The sequence below is a fragment of the Aeromonas sp. 61P genome (genome assembly GCF_051919545.1).
Taxonomy (GTDB): domain Bacteria; phylum Pseudomonadota; class Gammaproteobacteria; order Enterobacterales; family Aeromonadaceae; genus Aeromonas; species Aeromonas veronii.
The window spans coordinates 4355801-4373466 of sequence record NZ_JBQBEL010000001.1 but is presented as its reverse complement, the minus strand read 5'-3'; the positions used below and the strand labels follow the sequence as shown (position 1 = coordinate 4373466).

16 protein-coding genes are annotated in these 17666 nt (G+C 60.4%); 6 read left to right on the top strand and 10 right to left on the bottom strand.

The annotated features are described in order from the left end of the window. Window positions 1–103 precede the first annotated feature (103 nt). From ACTG2O_RS20285 to ACTG2O_RS20275, 3 genes are all read right to left on the bottom strand, one after another. Window positions 104–982 carry an alpha/beta hydrolase gene (locus ACTG2O_RS20285; RefSeq protein ID WP_439976552.1) on the bottom strand — a complete coding sequence of 293 codons (879 nt, stop codon included), beginning with the start codon at window positions 980–982 and terminating at the stop codon, window positions 104–106. Between the two features lie 82 nt (window positions 983–1064). Further along, entirely contained in the window at window positions 1065–1661 is a 597-nt protein-coding gene (locus ACTG2O_RS20280) for a TetR/AcrR family transcriptional regulator (protein WP_236285300.1), read from the bottom strand. Window positions 1662–1774: 113 nt separating this feature from the next. After that, window positions 1775–2419 (bottom strand): response regulator, encoded by a 645-nt coding sequence (locus tag ACTG2O_RS20275; RefSeq protein WP_005338467.1) that lies wholly within the window; start codon window positions 2417–2419, stop codon window positions 1775–1777. Window positions 2420–2590: 171 nt separating this feature from the next. Between ACTG2O_RS20275 and ACTG2O_RS20270 the strand changes: the two genes are divergently transcribed. Further along, window positions 2591–3217, top strand: coding sequence for a glutathione S-transferase N-terminal domain-containing protein (locus tag ACTG2O_RS20270; protein ID WP_439976551.1), 627 nt, complete (start codon window positions 2591–2593; stop codon window positions 3215–3217). Between the two features lie 75 nt (window positions 3218–3292). Here the strand turns inward: ACTG2O_RS20270 and ACTG2O_RS20265 are convergent, their stop codons facing one another. The 5 genes from ACTG2O_RS20265 to ACTG2O_RS20245 all read right to left on the bottom strand — a co-directional run bounded on the left by ACTG2O_RS20265 (window position 3293) and on the right by ACTG2O_RS20245 (window position 8787). Then, complete coding sequence (locus ACTG2O_RS20265; protein WP_439976550.1) at window positions 3293–5404, bottom strand: alpha-amylase; 2112 nt, start codon at window positions 5402–5404, stop codon at window positions 3293–3295. 228 nt (window positions 5405–5632) lie between these two features. After that, the gene (locus ACTG2O_RS20260; protein WP_236285303.1) at window positions 5633–6799 is read right to left on the bottom strand and encodes a hypothetical protein; all 1167 of its coding nucleotides are present in this window, start codon (window positions 6797–6799) and stop codon (window positions 5633–5635) included. Then, the gene (locus tag ACTG2O_RS20255) at window positions 6799–7170 is read right to left on the bottom strand and encodes a GtrA family protein (protein WP_439976549.1); all 372 of its coding nucleotides are present in this window, start codon (window positions 7168–7170) and stop codon (window positions 6799–6801) included. Before ACTG2O_RS20255 ends, ACTG2O_RS20260 begins: the two co-directional genes overlap by 1 nt. Next, window positions 7167–8186, bottom strand: coding sequence for a glycosyltransferase family 2 protein (locus ACTG2O_RS20250; RefSeq protein WP_184232612.1), 1020 nt, complete (start codon window positions 8184–8186; stop codon window positions 7167–7169). The genes ACTG2O_RS20255 and ACTG2O_RS20250 overlap by 4 nt, the downstream gene beginning before the upstream one ends. Before the next feature lie 55 nt (window positions 8187–8241). Beyond that, window positions 8242–8787 (bottom strand): hypothetical protein, encoded by a 546-nt coding sequence (locus ACTG2O_RS20245; RefSeq protein WP_041202288.1) that lies wholly within the window; start codon window positions 8785–8787, stop codon window positions 8242–8244. Window positions 8788–9103: 316 nt separating this feature from the next. Between ACTG2O_RS20245 and ACTG2O_RS20240 the strand changes: the two genes are divergently transcribed. From ACTG2O_RS20240 to ACTG2O_RS20225, 4 genes are all read left to right on the top strand, one after another. Then, window positions 9104–9868 (top strand): substrate-binding periplasmic protein, encoded by a 765-nt coding sequence (locus ACTG2O_RS20240; protein WP_279489000.1) that lies wholly within the window; start codon window positions 9104–9106, stop codon window positions 9866–9868. A gap of 92 nt (window positions 9869–9960) precedes the next feature. Continuing rightward, entirely contained in the window at window positions 9961–11445 is a 1485-nt protein-coding gene (locus ACTG2O_RS20235; protein ID WP_040066667.1) for a L,D-transpeptidase family protein, read from the top strand. A gap of 164 nt (window positions 11446–11609) precedes the next feature. After that, window positions 11610–12155, top strand: a complete 546-nt coding sequence (locus ACTG2O_RS20230; protein ID WP_005338458.1) for a DUF882 domain-containing protein — start codon at window positions 11610–11612, stop codon at window positions 12153–12155. A gap of 47 nt (window positions 12156–12202) precedes the next feature. Further along, the gene (locus ACTG2O_RS20225) at window positions 12203–12454 is read left to right on the top strand and encodes a DUF3862 domain-containing protein (RefSeq protein ID WP_439976548.1); all 252 of its coding nucleotides are present in this window, start codon (window positions 12203–12205) and stop codon (window positions 12452–12454) included. A gap of 85 nt (window positions 12455–12539) precedes the next feature. Here the strand turns inward: ACTG2O_RS20225 and ACTG2O_RS20220 are convergent, their stop codons facing one another. Continuing rightward, complete coding sequence (locus ACTG2O_RS20220; RefSeq protein ID WP_323874729.1) at window positions 12540–13154, bottom strand: trimeric intracellular cation channel family protein; 615 nt, start codon at window positions 13152–13154, stop codon at window positions 12540–12542. A 147-nt stretch (window positions 13155–13301) separates the two neighbouring features. Next, on the bottom strand, window positions 13302–14066 hold the full coding sequence (gene cysZ, locus ACTG2O_RS20215; protein ID WP_421208767.1) for a sulfate transporter CysZ: 765 nt from the start codon (window positions 14064–14066) through the stop codon (window positions 13302–13304). 213 nt (window positions 14067–14279) lie between these two features. Between cysZ and ACTG2O_RS20210 the strand changes: the two genes are divergently transcribed. After that, entirely contained in the window at window positions 14280–17654 is a 3375-nt protein-coding gene (locus ACTG2O_RS20210; protein WP_439976547.1) for an AAA family ATPase, read from the top strand. Window positions 17655–17666: the final 12 nt, after the last annotated feature.

Sequence of the window (17666 nt, the reverse complement as noted above, 5' to 3'; positions counted from 1 at the left end):
CCTTATCGTGTTCTGACAAGAATGTTCCCACTGACAAGTTAACTATAAGGCGCTGTATCAAATATAAAAACGGGCGCTTGCCCGTTTTTTTCATGGCCCCATGTCAAAGGGCTTGGTGAGGATTTTCCGGCCGCGCCAGCTGATCGAAGGCGGCGAATACCGGGGCACTGGCAAGAATGCGACCGTGGCCCAGACCCCGGGTGCTTACCAGCCGGGTATGACCATCCTGACTGGCCCGCAAGGAATCGCCGTGCGGGGCAAATCTGTCCTCCTCGTCATGCACGATTATTGCCGCACCGCTGCGACTGGCGAGGCGACCCAGCGGGTCGACCGTGCTCAAGGGGTGCTGGTACTCTTGCTCAATCTCCTTGACCACCGCATCGAACAACCGGATGGAGTAGCCGGAGCGCGCCACCATGCCGTAGAGCTGGGGCACATAGTCGAGCACCGGCGAAATCAACAGCAGCGGCAGGGTATCGATACCCGGCTGACGGCTGGAGAGGGTGACGGTGCCCCCCATGCTATGGGCGATGACCCCGTGCAGCTGACCTGCTTCGCTGGCCAGCCTGGTTGCCAGCTCGTCGAAGGCGCGTACGAAGCGGGGCAGGTGGCCTGTGTTGCCTGCGCTCTGGCCGTGGGCCGGATGATCGTAGGCAATGGCGGTGAAACCCTGCGCGGCGATATGGCTCATCAGCGGATAGAACTGGCTGGCGCTGCCGGACCAGCCGTGCATCAGTAGCCACAGCGGCCCCTGACCGAGCCGATAGCTCATCAATACCCCTTCGCTGGTATGGACGGCCTGCTTCACCAGACCGGCAGGTTCGTGGTCATCCCGCTGGTTGCGCTGGGGGGTGAGCAGCAACTTGCTGGCGGTACGCTTGGCATGGGTGGGGGCGAGTCTGTGGTACAACCGGGTGCCTATCCCCAGCAGCCATTTGCTCGGGCTGAAGCGGCGGGTGTTGAAGTAGATCTTGCTGCTCATGGTCATCCTGTGGTTTTTATGTGCGAACGGTCGTGCTTTTTTGTCGGTTTTTAAAAATTAGTGTTGAACGGATGCCAAAACATCAGCGCCAGCTGCTCAGCAGAGCGTCCACCTCGGGCCAGAAGTGGCGGGCCGGATCCTGACACAGTTCGAGATCGTTGAACACCTGATCCGCCAGATAGAGGCCATAGAGACGGTAAACGGCGCGCCAGGGATCCATCCCCTGTCGCCACTCGCCTGCGGCCTGACCTTGCTCCACCTGACGGGCCAGATAGTCGAGCCAGAAGCGCACCAGTTGCCGGGCGGCTTGCTGCACTAGGCTCTTTTGCTCATGGCCATCCTGCGCCGAGGTCCAGGCATCGAGGAACATGCAGCGTCCGGCGAAGCAGTGGTTCCACGCCTGCCAGGCCCGCAGCAGGGCGATCAGCTTGTCGTGCTGGCTTTGGTGCTCCTGCTGGCGTACCGGCTGGATCACCCGCAGCCGGAACACCTCTGCGGCGTACTCCAGCACGGCGATCTGCAGATTGTCGCGGGATTGAAAGTGGGCAAACAGGCCGCTTTTCGACATTTCGCAGGCGCTGGCCAGCGAGCCGATGGTCAGGCTCTCCAGCCCTTGCTGGCTCGCCTGCTCAAAGGCAGTCTGCAAAATGTTTTCCCGGGTCAGGCGCCCCTTGCTCATCACTCTCTCCTCGTTGATGCTGGCAGCATAAAGTACGATCGTGCTAATTGTCGAGCAACAAATAGCCAGCATGGCTGGCTATGTCGTCTCGTGCGTGTCATTGCGCGCGGGTTTCAGCTCTCCTTGATATCGAGCTGTTGCAGGGCGATAACCGCCTGAGTGCGGTTCTTGACCCCCAGTTTTCTGAAGATGGCGGTGATATGCGCCTTGATGGTGGCCTCGGAGACGTTGAGCTCCCAGGCGATCTGTTTGTTGAGGCTGCCGTCGCGCAGCATGATCAGCACCTTGTATTGCTGGGGGGTGAGGCTGGCCAGCTTGCTGGCGAAATCGGGGCCATCTTCCGATTCGGGATGGAGCGAGATGCCTTCCGGCACCCAGTTATCCCCCCCGATCACCGTATTGAGGGCGTTGACCAGCTCCTTCATCGGCACCGACTTGGGAATAAAGCCGAGCGCTCCGAGCCGCAACACCTGCTGGATGATGGCCGCATCTTCCGAGGCGGAGACCACCACGATGGGCAGGTCGGGATACTGGCCGCGCAGGTGGGCCAGCCCCTCGAAGCCGTTGGCCCCCGGCATCTTGAGATCGAGCAGCAACAGGTCAACTTCGGGGTGCTCGCCGAGCAGGCTGGTCAGGCTGTCGATGGAGTCCGCTTCCAGCAATTGAGCGTCGTTGATGGCCATGTGCACCGCTTGGTAAAGGGCGCCCCGAAACAGGGGGTGGTCATCTGCGATGACGATGGTAAATTGGCTGTCCATATTTCGGTTAATGGCTCACATTGTTGCTAACTGATTGTTTTGAAAAATCAAACTAGCATCGCTCACCAAGAGGGTCAAACCCGCCGGTGTGCAAATGTGAAGCGACCATCGGATGTTTTGCCATCAAGGGCAGACCGGCCGGTCGCAGGCAACTCATGCAGGAGGCAACAGATGGGATCCTTGGTATTGGCGGTGGGCACCGGCTCCACCTGGGCGATGCGGGCAGCACTGGTGCTCGCCATGAGCGGGCTGACATGGCAGGAGCAGGTGTTCGATCTGGAGGATGCCAAGTCGCTGGCGCGGCTCAAGCGGCTGGCACCGGCCGGTTTGGTGCCCTGGCTCGAACACGATGGCGTGCGGGTTCACGACTCGCTGGCCATCGCCGAATATGTTCACGAGCTCTGTCCCGACCGTCAGCTCTATCCCGTTTTCCTGGCCGAGCGGGCACTGGCTCGCAGCCTCTGCGCCGAGTTGCACGCGGGATTTCGGCAGATCCGTTCTCTGCTCCCCTTTTTTCTTGGGGCGCCAACCCGTATCGATCCCCCGGTGGAGGCGGTCGGTGAGCTGGCTCGCTTGCAGGAGATCTGGTCGCAGGCGCGGGGCCCCTTCTACTTTGGCGAGGCGGGCATTGTCGACGCCTTCTATGCCGTGATGGCCTATCGGCTGGCCAGCTACGGCATCCTGTTGCCCGGTCAGTCCGGAGCCTATCAGCAGGCGCTGCTCTTTTGGCCTCTGTGGCAGGAGACCCTGCTCAAGGCGCGGTTGCAGTGGCCGGTGGCGGCGCGCCAGTCACAGTGAACCTTGGCAGATAGATAAACGAGAGAGGAGAGCCAGTGGCTCCCCTCTCTGTTGCTGGTATATATGGCCCAAGAGTTACTTCTGCCGACCGGCAAAGACCACCACCACCTTGTCATCCCCCTTCTCCCGCACGAAGGCGTAGGGGGCATCCGAGAGTTTCTGGTGGCTGCCTGCCGCAATGGCCGGATGGGCGGCGCGGAACTGGCCCAGTTGCTGCCAGTGCTTGACCAACTCGGCCTTGTCTCCGCTGGCCAGCTCCTGCCAGTTCATGTCGGAGCGCAAGCCTTGATCGAACACCCCGCCATCCTTGGCGAGCCCGCGGCCGGACTCGTCGCCGTAGTAGAGCTGGATGCCGCCCGGCAGCAGCATAAAGCTGTTGGCGACCCGGCGCTGTAGCGGCACATCCTGATAGTCGCCAAAGAACAGCTTGGTGTCGTGGGAGCTGATGTAGCTCAACACGTTGAACTCGGGATCCTGATTGATGCGGCTGGCGTAGCTGGCATAGGTGGGCTCGGCGCTGGCCATGCACTGGGCCTGGGGCAGGGCGAACTCGCGCTGATAGTCGAAGTTGATCAGGGAGTCGAAACCGTTCTGATACCAGAAATCCTTGGCCACCCCGTGATCCCACACCTCACCCACCATGTAGAAGGGCAGATCGTCGAGGGCCTTGCTCGGGTTGTTGGTCTTCCACTCCTTGAGTGCAGCGGTGCCCGCCTGCTTGAGCTTGGCCCACACTTCGGGCTCCAAATGCTTGACGGTGTCGGCGCGGAAGCCGTCGATGCCAAAGCGGCGCACCCAGTCGGTGTGCCAGGCGATCAGGTAGTCGCTCACGGTAGCATCGGGCAGTGCCTTGGCGAGTGTATCCTTTTTCGCCGCCAGCAACGGCGGCAGCCCTACCGGTTTGGTCGATTCGGTGAGAAAGTCCGGCAGACCCGCCACCGAGCCGGTCACATCGTCGGTGCCTGGCTGTGGGTAGCCGGGCAGACCGGCGCGCACCCAGTCACCACTCCACCACTTGTTCCACGCGGGTGATTGATAGTCGATGAACTGGTTGTAGCCATGCCAGTTGAGGCCGCCGCTCGGTCGCCACTGGTTCCAGACGGTCGGCAGTTTGCCGCTGTTCTGGGTGAGATCGGTGAGCCCCAGATCTTGCAGATCGGCGAGGGTGGCGTAACCGGCGTGGTTCATCACCACGTCGAGGATGATCCGCATGCCGCGCTTGTGGGCCTCGTCCACCAGGGTTTTCAGGCTCTCTTCATCGCCGTAGTTGGGGTCAATCTTGGTGAAGTCGAGCGCCCAGTAGCCGTGGTAGGCGTAGAAAGGGAAGTTGCCTTGCTCGCCACCGCCGATAAAGCCGTGAACCTGCTCCACCATGGGGGTGATCCAGATGGCGTTCATGCCGAGGCTCTTGATGTAGTCGAGCTTCTCGGTCAGCCCCTTGAAGTCGCCGCCGTGCCAGGTGGCCACCTCATCCTGTCCATCCTTCTGGCGGCCGAAGCTGTGGTCGTTGGCGGGGTCACCATTGTGGAAGCGATCGGTCAGCAGGAAATAGACGCTCGCCTGATCCCAGCTAAATGGTGCTGGCTTGGCTGCCTTGACCGGCTCGAGCAGCAGCAGGCCGCCGCTCTCTTTGCTCGGGGTCAGGGTCAGCTTGCCCTGTTTGACCACCGCCTCCTGTTTCGAGTAGACATCCCGCAGTCGGGTGCCGTCGGGCCAGACCCCTTTGAGCGACACCGTGACCGGGCCGCCATCCCAGCTGATGCAGGGCTCTTGTGGTGGCTGGCGTTTGAATTCGCTCTTCTTGGTCGCCCGCAGCACCTTGAGGCTGGGGGTATCTGGGTTGAAGCTGAACTGATACTCCCCGGCCAGCATCACCCGCAGGGTAAAGCTTTGATCCTTGCTGCATTTGTCCATGGGCTGGGCGGTGCCGAAGGGGAGTGGCTTGCTCTCGTTCGGGCCAAAGCTGGTGCCGCAACTGTTGCCTGCGTCGCTGATGCGGATCTGGTGGCTCCCCTTGGCAAGGGGATGGGTCAGCTCCACCGTGCCCTTGTCCAGCGCGATCGGGGTCGCGACCGGTTGACCATCCACATAGAGGCGAACCTCGGGAGCGGCCAGCGCCTGTTGGGTGAACAGAGGGGCGGCCAGCAGGGCGAGCCAGAGAGGGGATAAGTGATGAGCACGACGCATAAGCCATTCCTTGAGCAGGGCAGTTCGGACAAGGGCCCATTCTAGGAGCAGCAAAGCGCGCCTTGGATCGGCAAAATGCCGATTTGTGACATCAGTTCAAATGGTTACGTTTTCAAGCCGAGGAAAGTGTGACGGAGAGGAGAGGGACGCTCTGTCGATAAAAATAGCGGCCATAAAAAAATGCCGGTCAGGTGACCGGCATTTGGTGTGTCAGGCATCGTCGTCACATCAGACGGTGAAGAACTTGAAGTTGACGAAGGCCACCGCGATGAAGGAGGCCACCATGCCGCTGATGCAGAGCACAGCAGGGCGGATAGCGGGCCAGCGATGGGTCAGCAGAATGATGGCCAGCAGGGTCGGGTAGAGCCCGAACATATAGCGCGGCATGGCGTTGAGGCCGGTCATCAGCGGGATGGTGCAGCAGATGAACATCAGGGTCGCTTCGGCCCAGCGCTTCTGGCTGAACAGGTAGCCGTTCAGGCACCAGCCGAAGATCACCATGATGGAGAGGTAAGCCTTGCGGCCGCCCAGCTCGAAACCGCTCAGCCACCAGTCCAGCGGGCTGTCCATGTAGCGACCCCAGGCCACCTGAATGTGCTTGAACGCCATCGCATCACCGGTCAGGTGATAGAGGTAGACCATGTAGGCGAACAGGCCAAAGGGGATCATCCAGAGGGTGAACACCACCTTGAAGGCGCGCTCGGTGAAGCGGAAAAATTCCCGCCAGCCGTAGGCCTGCAGCGCCAGGATCAGCACCGGGAAGACCATCATCACCCCCAGGTTGCGGGTGGCGGAGATACAGACCCCCAGCACGGCCACCATCAGCCACTGCTCTCGATAGGCGAACAGGAACATCCCCAGCATCAGCGCCATAAAGGTCGACTCGGTATAACCGGAGACGAAGTAGGCGGAGAAGGGGGAGAAGGCGAGCAGCCAGACGCCGAAGCGGGCGGTATCGTCCCCCAGCTTGAGCTGACGCAACACCAGCAGCATCAGCGGCAGGCTGGCGAAGAAGGAGATATTGGTAACAATAATGAGGCCGATCAGGCTCTCGACATTGAACAGGTTGGAGATGGCACCGGAGACCATCGGATAGAGCGGCATAAAGGCCCAGTTGGCCGCATTGCCCTTGCTCAGCCAGCGCGGGTAGAGATCGTAGCCATTTTCGATGATGCGCTGGAACCAGACGCAGTCGAACTGACAATAGGCCTGCAGCGGGCCGATGTCGGGGGAGCCATAGAGCTGGACACCGAAGTAGCCCATGCCATACAGCGTCACCCGGCTCAGCATGAAGGCGGCGATGATCATCAGCCAGTCACGACCGCTGATGCGCAGTGACGGGCGATAGGGGAGTGCAGCCCCGGTTAGCGGGGCAGTATTGGTCATATCATTCATCAGGCAAAAACCCAGACTCGAGAGAGAACGTAAGTGAGGACGGTAACGGTCAGGGTGGCGATGACCACCGGCAGCAGACCGGAGAGCCCCGCAAACAGCAGGCCGCTCAGGATCAGGTTACACACCGCCAGCGAGAAGAGGGCAACCAGCAGAAACTTGCTGGCGGCTCCCTGCTTCTGGAAGGTGATGTAGCGGTGACCAAAGAAGGAGAACCAGAATGCGATGGCAAAAGCCAGCGTGGTAACCAGGTGCTCCGAGATGGTGGGCCAGGTATGAAACAGTGCGATGGAGGTGCCAAGGTCGACGAGGGTAGCACCCCCGCCGACAAAACCGAAACGTACCAGCCGCCAGAATTCCTCGCGGGAGATCATTGAGGCGCCTGCTCCTGCTGATCTTGCGGGTTGCTGTCAGCGCTCTGCGGTTTGGCCGCATCCTGCTTGGCATACTGGCCATAGACCCCTTCAATGAGGTAGACCGGGCGCTGTTTCACTTCCACGAACATGCGGCCGATGTACTCGCCGATGATGCCGAGCGACAGCAGCTGGATACCGCCGAGGAACAGCACTACGGACATCAGGGAGGCGTAACCGGGCACGTCGATGCCGAAGAAGACCACCTGGGTCACGATCTTGAGGATGTAGAGGAAGGCGACGAAGGAGACGCCGACACCCACATAGCTCCAGACCCGCAGCGGCCAGCTGGAGAAGCTGAGCAGACCGTCGAGCGCGAAGTTCCACAGTTTCCAGTAGTTGAATTTGGTTTCACCGGCGTGACGGGCCGGGCGCTCGTAGGGGACGCCAACGGCACGGAAACCGGCCCAGGCAAACAGACCCTTCATGAAGCGGTTGCGCTCGGGCAGCAGCTTGATCGCCTCGACCACGCGACGGTCGATCAGGCGGAAGTCACCGGCGTTCTCCGGCAGCTTGGTGCTGGTGGAGAGGGCGTTGAAGAAGCGGTAGAAGCCACCGGCAGTCAGGCGCTTCATCGGGGTATCGGCACTGCGATCGACGCGGATGCCGTAGACGGTGTCATAGTCACCGGTCTGCCACAGTTTGACGAACTCCAGGATCAGGGCGGGCGGGTCTTGCAGATCCACGTCCATCGGCACGATGGCATCCCCTTTGGCCTGATGCAGACCGGCGGTCAGGGCCGCTTCTTTACCGAAGTTGCGTGCCAGGTTGACCAGGGTTACGCGCGGATCGCGGGCGATGGCCTGCTCGACCACTTCACGGGTGCGGTCACGGCTGCCATCGTTGACGAATACAATTTCAAGCTGGTCTTTCAGCGGGGCCAGTTCGTTGTCTATCGCGTTGATGAAGGCATCGATGCTCTCTTCCTCGTTGTAAACGGGAACGACCAGAGAGAGTCGAAAATCTGGATGCGACATAAGAACGTCCTTATTTGGGATAGTTGTTTTTATAAAATGGTATTCGGGGCAAGGATCACTGGGCTACGGTCAAACGTACCGACTGCACATTGATGGGAGTAGGTGCCGAGAGCGCCAGAAAATTGGGGCGCTTGGGATCTGCCGTGAGCGAGTCGCCGGGCAGACTGAGGCGGATTTCGTTGATGCCCGCTTTGGCCAGTTTCACCGTGGTGGTGAAGTCGTGACCCAGCGCCACTTTCAACAGAGCACCGGCTTCCGGGCTGTTGATGCGGGCCTGTACGGTCAGCTGATCCGGATTGGCCGCCTGCTTGGGCAGCACAAAGTAGAGACCGCCCTGACCGCTGAGCAGGGTACCTTCGTCGCTCGGCTTCTTGGCCCAGCCTTCGCTGGATAGAAAGCGGCTTGGCTTGGTCAGATTGAGCTCGTTACCCGGCTGATAGGTCATGCTGGAGTTGTGTTCCCAGAAGCGGGTCTTGCCTTCCAGATAATAGAGTTTGTAGGCCAGGCTCACGTTGGGGTGAGCAGCCAGATAGAGGGTGTAAAGATAAAAACCGCTTAACGCCAGAATGGCAGTCAAAAAACCGAACTTTTTGTACGTCATATCACTCTCTATGCCTGACAGAATGGGTAGGCCGATGTCGCGCATATGCTAATCCAATTGCAAAAAAAGCATAGTGGATCACAAAAAAATATTTGGTCACATATTAACCCCTTTTTACCCCTGTTCCAAACGTTGCTGTTTCCCGGTTAAACAGGTCTGGCGGGGCGCAGGTTGCCAGTGGCGCTCCGGCAGGGCAATTGGTAAATAGAAGCGCTTTGCTGCGTCATTTTCTAGCGGATGCGATAGTCATCTGGCCTCTATCGCCATTTTGCAGGGGGCGATTTATGATGACTCACCTATTCGTCAAGGATGACATATGAAGTGGCTCTCTTGCTGTCTGCTGCTTGGATTATGGGCGCCAATGGCATTGGCCAAGGCCCTGTGTCCCGAGCCCATTCAGGTCGGTTACGATAACTGGCCCCCCTACCATTATTACGAAGCCGACTCACCGCAAGAGGTGCGCGGTTATGCCGCCGAGGTGCTGACGGCTGTGCTCACTTCCATGCACTGCAAGGTCAACTATGTGGAGCTGCCCTGGAAGCGGGTACTGCACGAAATGGAGCATGGCGAGATAGACATGGCGATGGAGGCGAATATCAATGATGAGCGCGCTCGTTATGCCTGGTTTTCCGACTCCTACAATCCGGGTCGCACCTTGCTGTGGATCCGCAAGGGCAGCCACTACCCCGAGCAGGATCTGGCGAGCTGGCTGGCCAGTGGTTACTCCCTCGGTGTCACCAAAGAGTACTTCTATGGCGATGAAGTGATGTCGCTGCTCGGTCGCTATGCCAAACAGGTGAGTGCGGTGAGCGACCAGCAAAATTATGAGAAGCTGGCCCGCGGCCGGATCGACGGTTTCCTTGGTGACATGCTGGCTACCCCCAGCGCCCTTAACAAGGAGGGGATGAGCGGTCTGTTCACCAGCCATCCCATGGTGGTATCTGAATCGCCGAGCTTCTTTATGTTGGGCAAGCGCAGCTTTTCGCCGCAATTCTTGCAACAATTCAATCAGGCGTTGGCGCGGTTCAAGGAGACAGATGCGTATGACATTATCTGGCAGCGTTATGCCCCCGGGCGCTAGCAAAGTATTGGCCGTTCACGCATCATGAGCGGCCTGAGCATCGGGTCTGCTTGTCAGGCCCGACAGAGTGAACAAACCGTTTTGAGGTACCCATGGGGATGAAGTATTGGCTGGCCCTTGCCAATCTGGTGTGGCTGGGATGTTTGCCCGCTGGCGCGGTACATGCGACCGAAGCACAAGTCGTGGTGGCGGCCAGTGAAACCGGACACGACTGGTATCAGGGCAGTCAGGCCGAACAGGCCCGTGTCGAGCTGGAGCAGCAGCTGCAAGAGGCTGTGCTGGCCCAGCTGCATCCCGATTTTTTCACGCTGTGGAAGCGCCTGCAGGCCACCCCAGCAGACAAGCGTGGCGCCATCTATGACGACATTTTTGCCAAGCTCAGTCGTTTCCAGCACGCCTGGCGGGGGATGGATCTGGTCTCTCGCGAGCAGATGAAGACCCTCAAGCTCGATTTGAACCGCCCTGTAGTGACCCAACCCAGCGATGATGACCTGCTCACCCAGGTGAAATCCCTGCGCCCTCAGGTGGCGGAATACGAGGCGGTGCGGGCCAAGGTGCACAAACTGCTGGCGATGCCGATGGCCAGCAAGTGGCCAACCCTCGATATGCCGACCCTGCGTGCCGGAGAGAGCTCCGCCGAGCTCGGCCAAATCCGCGCCATGCTCAACGAGCTGGGCGACAGCGCCCCGAGCCATGGTGATCAGATTTACGATGGTGATACCGAGCAGGCCATCAAGCAGTTCCAGCGTCGTCATGGTCTCACCGCGGACGGCATTATCGGTCGTCAGACCCGCTCCTGGCTCAATACCGGCCCGCAAGTGCGCGCCAGCCTGCTGCTGCGCAACCTGTGGCGTCGCGATCTGGTGGATCAACTCGCCGGTGGCCGCTACGTGCTGGTCAATATTCCCGACTACCGCCTGAGCGTGGTGGAGTCCGGCAACGAGGTGTTTACCAGCCGGGTCATCGTCGGTAAGGAGCAGCGCGCCACCCCCATTCTGGCCAGCGAAATTCGCTCCATCGTGCTCAACCCCTCCTGGCATGTGCCGCGCTCCATCCTGAGCAAGGACATCCTGCCCAAGCTGGGTCGCGATCCCGCCTATCTGAGTCGCGAGCAGTTCGAGGTGATCGACAGCGAGGGCAATCCGGTCCAGTTCACCGAAGAGGGGTGGCATCAGGCGCTGGCCGCCGGTTTCCCCTATCGCCTGCGGCAAAAGCCGGGGGATCACAATGCTCTGGGGCGCTACAAGTTCTACCTGCCCAACAATGACGCCATCTATCTGCACTCCACCCCGCGCAAGGCGCTGTTCGAACAGGGGGCGCGCGCCTTCAGTTCGGGCTGCATCCGGGTGGAACATGCGGACGATCTGGCCGAGCTGTTGTTGGCGGACTCCCGCTATCAGCCGGACAAGGTGGCCAATATCCTCAAGGAGAGCCAGACCAAATGGTTGCCGCTCACCACGCCGATCCCGGTCTTTACCGTCTACTGGAGCAGCTGGATCGACGAAAATGGTCGCCAGCAACTGCGTAACGACATCTACGGATTTGATCGGGTCAGCTTCCAGAGCCGCCTGCTGTGATCCCTGCCACAGAGTGAAAAGCCCGGCCTGTGCCGGGCTTTTCTATGGGCGATTGAGGTTTGACAGGGCGCCCCGCCGGAGGGTAGTTTCAAGCGCCTGTATCACATTCAATCAGTGATCTTATTCAACTATTTTCGCTTGAATCTGCGATGGACGAACCCCTTATGCTGGAACAAGAGATAAGTCGACGTCGCCTGTTGTTGGGAGCCGGTTGCCTGCTGGGCAGCTCGCTGATCTCCTTCCCTGCACTGGCCAGCCGCAGTACCACCGGGCGTGAACTCAGTTTCTTCAATCTCAATACCGGCGAGCGGGTGCGCGCCAGCTATTGGGAGAACGGCCACTATCTGAGCGACGGGTTGGCCGAGCTCAACCACATCTTCCGCGATTACCGGCGCAATGAAGTGTTCAACATCGACAAGAAGCTGTTTGATCAGCTGTTTCTGTTGCAGCACAAGCTGGGTCGGCGCAGCGAAATTCAGCTGATCTCCGGCTATCGCGCCCCGGCCACAAATCGCCAAAAGCGCCACAAGAGCCGCGGCGTGGCCAAGCACAGCTACCACACCCTGGGGCAGGCGGTGGATGTGCGGATCCCCGGCGTACAGCTGGCCCATCTGCGCAAGGCGGCGCTCCAGCTCAAGGTGGGTGGGGTTGGTTACTATCCTCGTGACAACTTCGTTCACCTCGATACCGGCCCGGTGCGCAGCTGGTAAAGGGGTTGGCAAACTGCCAAGCTCTTCCCACCAGAGAGGAGATTGCGATGAACAAGATAGTGATTGGCGGCCTGATCGCCCTGTTGTTGACCGGTTGCAGCAAGCTCAACCGTGGAAATTACGACCAGTTGAAGATGGGGATGAGTTACGCCGAGGCCAGCACCATTCTGGGCAAGGCGGAGCGCTGTGATGATGCGCTGGGCACCACCAGCTGCCTCTGGGGCGGGGAAGGGAAGAACATCAAGATCCGCTTTATCGCCGACAAGGCGACCTTCTTCAGCTCGGAAGGGATTAACTGAGTCGCAGACCGTCCATGAAAAAAGCGCCGCTCGGGCGCTTTTTTGTTGCTCGCAATCCAACCCGCCTCGCCAGAAGCTGGCGTACTCAGTGGGTCGCGTACTGGTAGTTGAAGGTGGGTAGACCCCACTTGAAGCGAACCGCCAGCAGCCGCAGTACAAAGCCGATCCCGATGGAACCGAACGCGGCCCAGTTGGTCGGCAAGCCCTGGTCCAGCGCCAGACAGTAAAGCGCTGCGGTGATCAGCGAAATGGCTGCATAGAGCTCGCGACGAAATACCAGTGGAATCCGCTGGCAGAGCAGATCCCGCAGCACCCCGCCAAAGACCCCGGTCACTACCGCCATGATGCAGGCAATACCGGCGCCGTGGCCCATATCCAGCGCCCGGGCCGCACCGAAGATGGAGAAGACCACCAGTCCCAGGGCATCGAGGGCCATGAACAGCTTGCCGAGGTAGCGCATCAGGGGGGCGGAGACCACACCTGCCATCGCGGCTGCGGCAACCAGCAGCACATATTCCGGATGTTCAATCCAGAGCAGCGGATAGTGGCCCAGCAGCACATCGCGAATGGTGCCACCACCGATGGCCGTCGCCGAGGCGATGATCACCACACCAAACAGATCCATCCGTCGCCGACCCGCGGCCAGCGCGCCGGTCATCCCTTCGGCCACCAGGCCCACCAAGAAGAGTGTATGTAACATGAGATATCCCAGGGAACGAGAAAGGCCAGAATCCTACCAACTCGTGTCATATGGGACAAGCATATCGAATGCATGCATTAATTTAATTCATGCTAAATACGAAAAAGGCACCGTTTCGGGTGCCTTTTTCTAATCAATGTTCAAGGGTTAGCGTCCCAACTGCTCCTGCCGGTAGTGATCGACCCACATGGCGGTGGCGCCACAGATGGCGACCGGCATCACGAAGAGGTTCACCACCGGAATGGCGGAGAAGAGGGTCACCAAAGCGCCGAAGCTCAGACACTTGCCGCGGCGCTGCTTCAAGGCGTCGCGCATGGTGATGAAGTCGATCTTGTGGTTGTCGAACGGATAATCCACATACTGGATCGCCATCATCCAGGCGCTGAACAGGAACCAGAGCACCGGCGCCAGGGTCTGGCCCACCACAGGGATCAGGAACAGGATCAGGCAGCCAATGGCCTTGGGCAGGTAATACTTCAGCTTGGTCCATTCGCGGCCGAAGGTGCGTGGCACATCCTTGACGATATCCAGCATGCTGCCGTCATTGGCGGGCTGACCGGTGAGGATCTGCTCCACCTTCTCCGCCAGCAGGCCGTTGAAGGGGGCGGCTACCCAGTTGGCAACCGAGCTGAAGATAAAGGAGAAGACCACCAGTATGGTGATGAGAGCGATGGGCCACAGCAGGTAGTCCAGCCAGTCGAGCCAGGCGGGGATCTGCTGGTGGAGCCAGGCGAACAGGCCGTCCAGTTGCAGCAGCAGGGCATAGAAGGCCCCGGCAAACAGCACGAAGTTGACCAGCAGGGGGATCAGCACAAAGGTGCGGATGCCCGGTTGGCGAATAAGGGAAAAACCGCGCAGAAAGTAGTCTGCACCGCTGATTGAATCTTTGACCATATGGGGTGATTGGCTCATGTGAGCTCCATCTATGCATGGGAGAACTGCCAGCATATTACAAACAAGCCTTTGATTTGGTAAAGTCGCCGACTATTCCTTATTTCGTGCCGTGGCGACCAAAAATCGGGCATGAATGGGGATGATGCCTGCATATTACAAACAAAGCCGGGTCTGGATTTGGTAAAGTCACCTGCCCGCATCCTCTTTATTTAGCCACTGATACAGGTCGCCATGCGTCTGAAACTGATCAAACTCGCCGGCTTCAAGTCGTTCGTCGAGCCGACCCGCATCGAACTGTCGGCAGACATGACCGCCGTGGTGGGCCCCAATGGCTGTGGCAAATCCAACGTCATCGACGCGGTGCGCTGGGTGCTGGGGGAGAGCTCCGCTCGCCATCTGCGCGGCGAGAACATGACCGATGTCATCTTCAACGGCTCCATCAATCGCAGTGCGCACGGGCGCGCCTCGGTGGAGCTGGTGTTCGACAATCCCCATAACCGGGTGCCCGGCGAGTTCGGCCGCTTTACCGAGATCTCGGTGCGCCGCGAAGTGCTGCGCGACGGCTCCAACCACTATCAGATCAACGGCCAGAAGTGCCGCCGCAAGGATGTGACCGACCTCTTCCTCGGCACCGGTCTTGGCCCCCGCAGCTACGCCATCATCGAACAGGGCACCGTCAGCCGACTGGTGGAGTCACGTCCGGCCGATCTCAAGCTCTTTATGGAAGAGGCCGCCGGGGTTTCCCGCTACAAGGAGCGGCGCCGCGAGACCGAGCAGCGCATTCGCCACACTCAGGAGAACCTGGAGCGCCTCGGCGATATTCGCGGCGAGCTGGGTTCGCGCCTTGACCACCTCAAAGCCCAGGCCGAAACGGCCGAGCGCTATAAACAGCTCAAGAGTCGTTCGCGCGCCGCTCGTGCCGAGCTGATTGGCTCCGAGTTGTGGGCGCTGGAGACGCGCCTTGGCGAGGCTAAAACCGAACTGGCGCAGGCCGAGCAGGCGCTGGCGGCGCTCGATGCCAAGCGCACCGCTGATGAGGGGCGCCACGTCACCCTGTCGGTCGCCAGACAAGAGGCGCAAGCCGAGCAGGCGAGCCGCCAGCAACAGATTTTTCTCGGCGGGCAGGCCATCGCCCGTCTCGAGCAACAGCAACTGCACCAGAGTGAACTGGGGCGCGACTGGCAGGCCCGTGCAGAGGCGCTCGGTGAGCGGATTGCTACCCGCAAGGCGCAGCTTGCCAGCCAGCAGGATCAACTGACCGAAGGGGTATTGCGCGCCGAGCAGGAGAGCGCCCGGCTGGAGCAGTGTGAGCAGTTGCTCACCGAGCAGCAGGAGGCCCGCCAGCACGCCAGCGAGCAGCTGGAACAGGCCCGCTTGCGCCAGCAGCTGTGGCAGCAACAGTTGGCCGGGGTGCAGGGGCAGCTCAACCAGACCCGTACCCGGTTGGGTGGTCTGCAGGAGCTGCAGGCCAAGACCCGGCTGGCCCGCCTCAAGCTGGAAGATGAACGCGCTGGCCCCCTCGGCACAGAGGCCGACGATCTGCAACCGGCCCTCGATGCCCTGAGTGGTGAGCTGGAGCTGACGCGGGCGGCCAATGGCGAGCTGACCGAGCAGCTGGCACAGGCGGTCGACGCCCATGAACAACTCAAGCAGCAGCATGGCCAGCAGTTGAGCCTGCAACGGGAGCTGGAGGCGCGGCTGGCGACCCTGGATCAGATCCTCGGCGAACAGATGGAGGGGGCGACCCTGGCGGATCGACTGCAGGTTGCCCCCGAGTGGGCACAGGCACTCGACAAGGTGCTGGGTCGCTGGCTCACCGCAACGCCGGCGGACGAGTGCGATCTGATGCAAGATGGGCTCTGGATTGGCCCGGCGCAACCGGCGGTTGCCGGTACGCTGGCGGCGCAACTGGGCGGCGAGCACATTCCTGCCTTCCTCAATGCCATCTGGCTGGTCGAGAGCCGGGAGGCCGCATTGGCCCGCCAGCCAAGCCTTGCGGCCGGTGAGTCGGTACTGACTCCTGCTGGCGACTGGCTGGGGCCAAACTGGGCAGATCTGGGGCATGGCGCGGCGCTTGGCACCATGGCGCTGCTGGGTGAGCGTGAGCGGTTGCATACCGAGCAGGAGAAGGTTGCCGCGGGGCTGGCACAGCTGAGCGAGCAACTTGTGGCTGCCGATGCCCGGCGTGCCCAGCTTGCCAGTGCGCAGGAGTTGTCGCAGCGAACCTTGCGCGAGCAAGAGCAGAAATGGCAACAACTGCGCGAAGCCTGGAGTCTGCAACAGGGTCAGCGGCAGGAGCGGTTGCAGCGGCTCGGTCAGCTCGGCGAAGAGCTGATCCGGCTTGATCAGGAGCAGGCCGAAGAGGCAGAGCGACTGGCCAGCGCCCGCGAACAACTGGAACTCGATGAGGCGCGCCTTGCCGAGCTGCAGGAGCAGGGGGAGCCGCTGACGCAAGGGGTGCAGCTCGCGCAGGAGCTGCTGACTCGCTGCGAGCGGGCGGTCGACGAGGCCCGTGCGCGCCGCGAACAGCAACAAGCGACCTGCCAGCGTTTGCAACTGGAGTTGGGCAATCTGCGCCAACTCATTACCTTGGGCGAAGAGGAGTTGGCGAGGCTCGGACTGGAGCTGGCCGGGTTGAAAGGGCCGGATAGCGAGGCAGTGCCGGATCTGGCGCCCCTGCTGGCCGAGCAGCGCAATCTGGAGGCGCAGCAGCTTGCCTGCCATCAACGGCTTGCGGAGCTGGAGCGCCAGCTCGGTGAGCTGGAACAGGCCAGAAGTGCCGATCACAAGCAGCTGGTGACGTTGCAAGAGAAGCTGGCGACCCTACGTCTTGAGCGCGAACGCAACCTCACCCGTCGACAGGGGCTGCACGAGCAGTTCGAAGAGCTGGGGGTTCGACTGGTCGATCTCGATCAGGCGGTGCTCATCGCCGCTGATCGCAGCAAGTTGCGGCAGGAGATCCAGACCCTGGAGGGGCAAGTGGAGGCGCTCGGCGCCATCAACCTGGCGGCGCTGGAGGAGTACGAAGAGGCGAAAACCCGGGCAACCTATCTTGAAAATCAGTGTCAGGATCTCGAGCAAGCGCTGGAAACCTTGAGCCAAGCCATTAAAAGAATTGATAAAGAGACACAAATACGGTTCCGGGACACTTTCGATAAGGTCAACGAAGATTTAAAATCCCTGTTTCCGAAAGTGTTCGGTGGGGGCAGTGCCTGGCTTGAGCTTACCTCCGATGATCTTTTGGAGGCCGGAGTGAGCATCATGGCGAGACCTCCGGGTAAGAAGAATGCTACCATTGCCCTGCTTTCCGGGGGGGAGAAGGCGTTAACCGCGCTTGCGCTGGTTTTTGCCATCTTCAGACTCAACCCAGCACCTTTTTGTCTGCTGGATGAGGTGGATGCACCGCTCGATGAAGTGAACGTCGGTCGCTTCTGTTCTCTTGTCAAAGAGATGTCGAGCACAGTACAGTTCGTTTACATCAGTCATAATAAGGTCTCCATGGAGATGGCTGAGCAGCTGGTTGGCGTCACGATGCAAGAGCCCGGGGTTTCTCGCATTGTGTCGGTCGATATCGGTGAAGCCGTCGCTTTGGCTGAGCAAAACTAGAAAGAGAAGCAG

Excerpts from the sequence above, each read along its gene's own strand:
- ACTG2O_RS20285 (WP_439976552.1), bottom strand. The coding sequence starts at position 982 with ATGAGCAGCAAGATCTACTTCAACACCCGCCGCTTCAGCCCGAGCAAA.
- ACTG2O_RS20280 (WP_236285300.1), bottom strand. The coding sequence starts at position 1,661 with ATGAGCAAGGGGCGCCTGACCCGGGAAAACATTTTGCAGACTGCCTTT.
- ACTG2O_RS20275 (WP_005338467.1), bottom strand. The coding sequence starts at position 2,419 with ATGGACAGCCAATTTACCATCGTCATCGCAGATGACCACCCCCTGTTT.
- ACTG2O_RS20270 (WP_439976551.1), top strand. The coding sequence starts at position 2,591 with ATGGGATCCTTGGTATTGGCGGTGGGCACCGGCTCCACCTGGGCGATG.
- ACTG2O_RS20265 (WP_439976550.1), bottom strand. The coding sequence starts at position 5,404 with ATGCGTCGTGCTCATCACTTATCCCCTCTCTGGCTCGCCCTGCTGGCC.
- ACTG2O_RS20260 (WP_236285303.1), bottom strand. The coding sequence starts at position 6,799 with ATGAATGATATGACCAATACTGCCCCGCTAACCGGGGCTGCACTCCCC.
- ACTG2O_RS20255 (WP_439976549.1), bottom strand. The coding sequence starts at position 7,170 with ATGATCTCCCGCGAGGAATTCTGGCGGCTGGTACGTTTCGGTTTTGTC.
- ACTG2O_RS20250 (WP_184232612.1), bottom strand. The coding sequence starts at position 8,186 with ATGTCGCATCCAGATTTTCGACTCTCTCTGGTCGTTCCCGTTTACAAC.
- ACTG2O_RS20245 (WP_041202288.1), bottom strand. The coding sequence starts at position 8,787 with ATGACGTACAAAAAGTTCGGTTTTTTGACTGCCATTCTGGCGTTAAGC.
- ACTG2O_RS20240 (WP_279489000.1), top strand. The coding sequence starts at position 9,104 with ATGAAGTGGCTCTCTTGCTGTCTGCTGCTTGGATTATGGGCGCCAATG.
- ACTG2O_RS20235 (WP_040066667.1), top strand. The coding sequence starts at position 9,961 with ATGGGGATGAAGTATTGGCTGGCCCTTGCCAATCTGGTGTGGCTGGGA.
- ACTG2O_RS20230 (WP_005338458.1), top strand. The coding sequence starts at position 11,610 with ATGCTGGAACAAGAGATAAGTCGACGTCGCCTGTTGTTGGGAGCCGGT.
- ACTG2O_RS20225 (WP_439976548.1), top strand. The coding sequence starts at position 12,203 with ATGAACAAGATAGTGATTGGCGGCCTGATCGCCCTGTTGTTGACCGGT.
- ACTG2O_RS20220 (WP_323874729.1), bottom strand. The coding sequence starts at position 13,154 with ATGTTACATACACTCTTCTTGGTGGGCCTGGTGGCCGAAGGGATGACC.
- cysZ (WP_421208767.1), bottom strand. The coding sequence starts at position 14,066 with ATGAGCCAATCACCCCATATGGTCAAAGATTCAATCAGCGGTGCAGAC.
- ACTG2O_RS20210 (WP_439976547.1), top strand. The coding sequence starts at position 14,280 with ATGCGTCTGAAACTGATCAAACTCGCCGGCTTCAAGTCGTTCGTCGAG.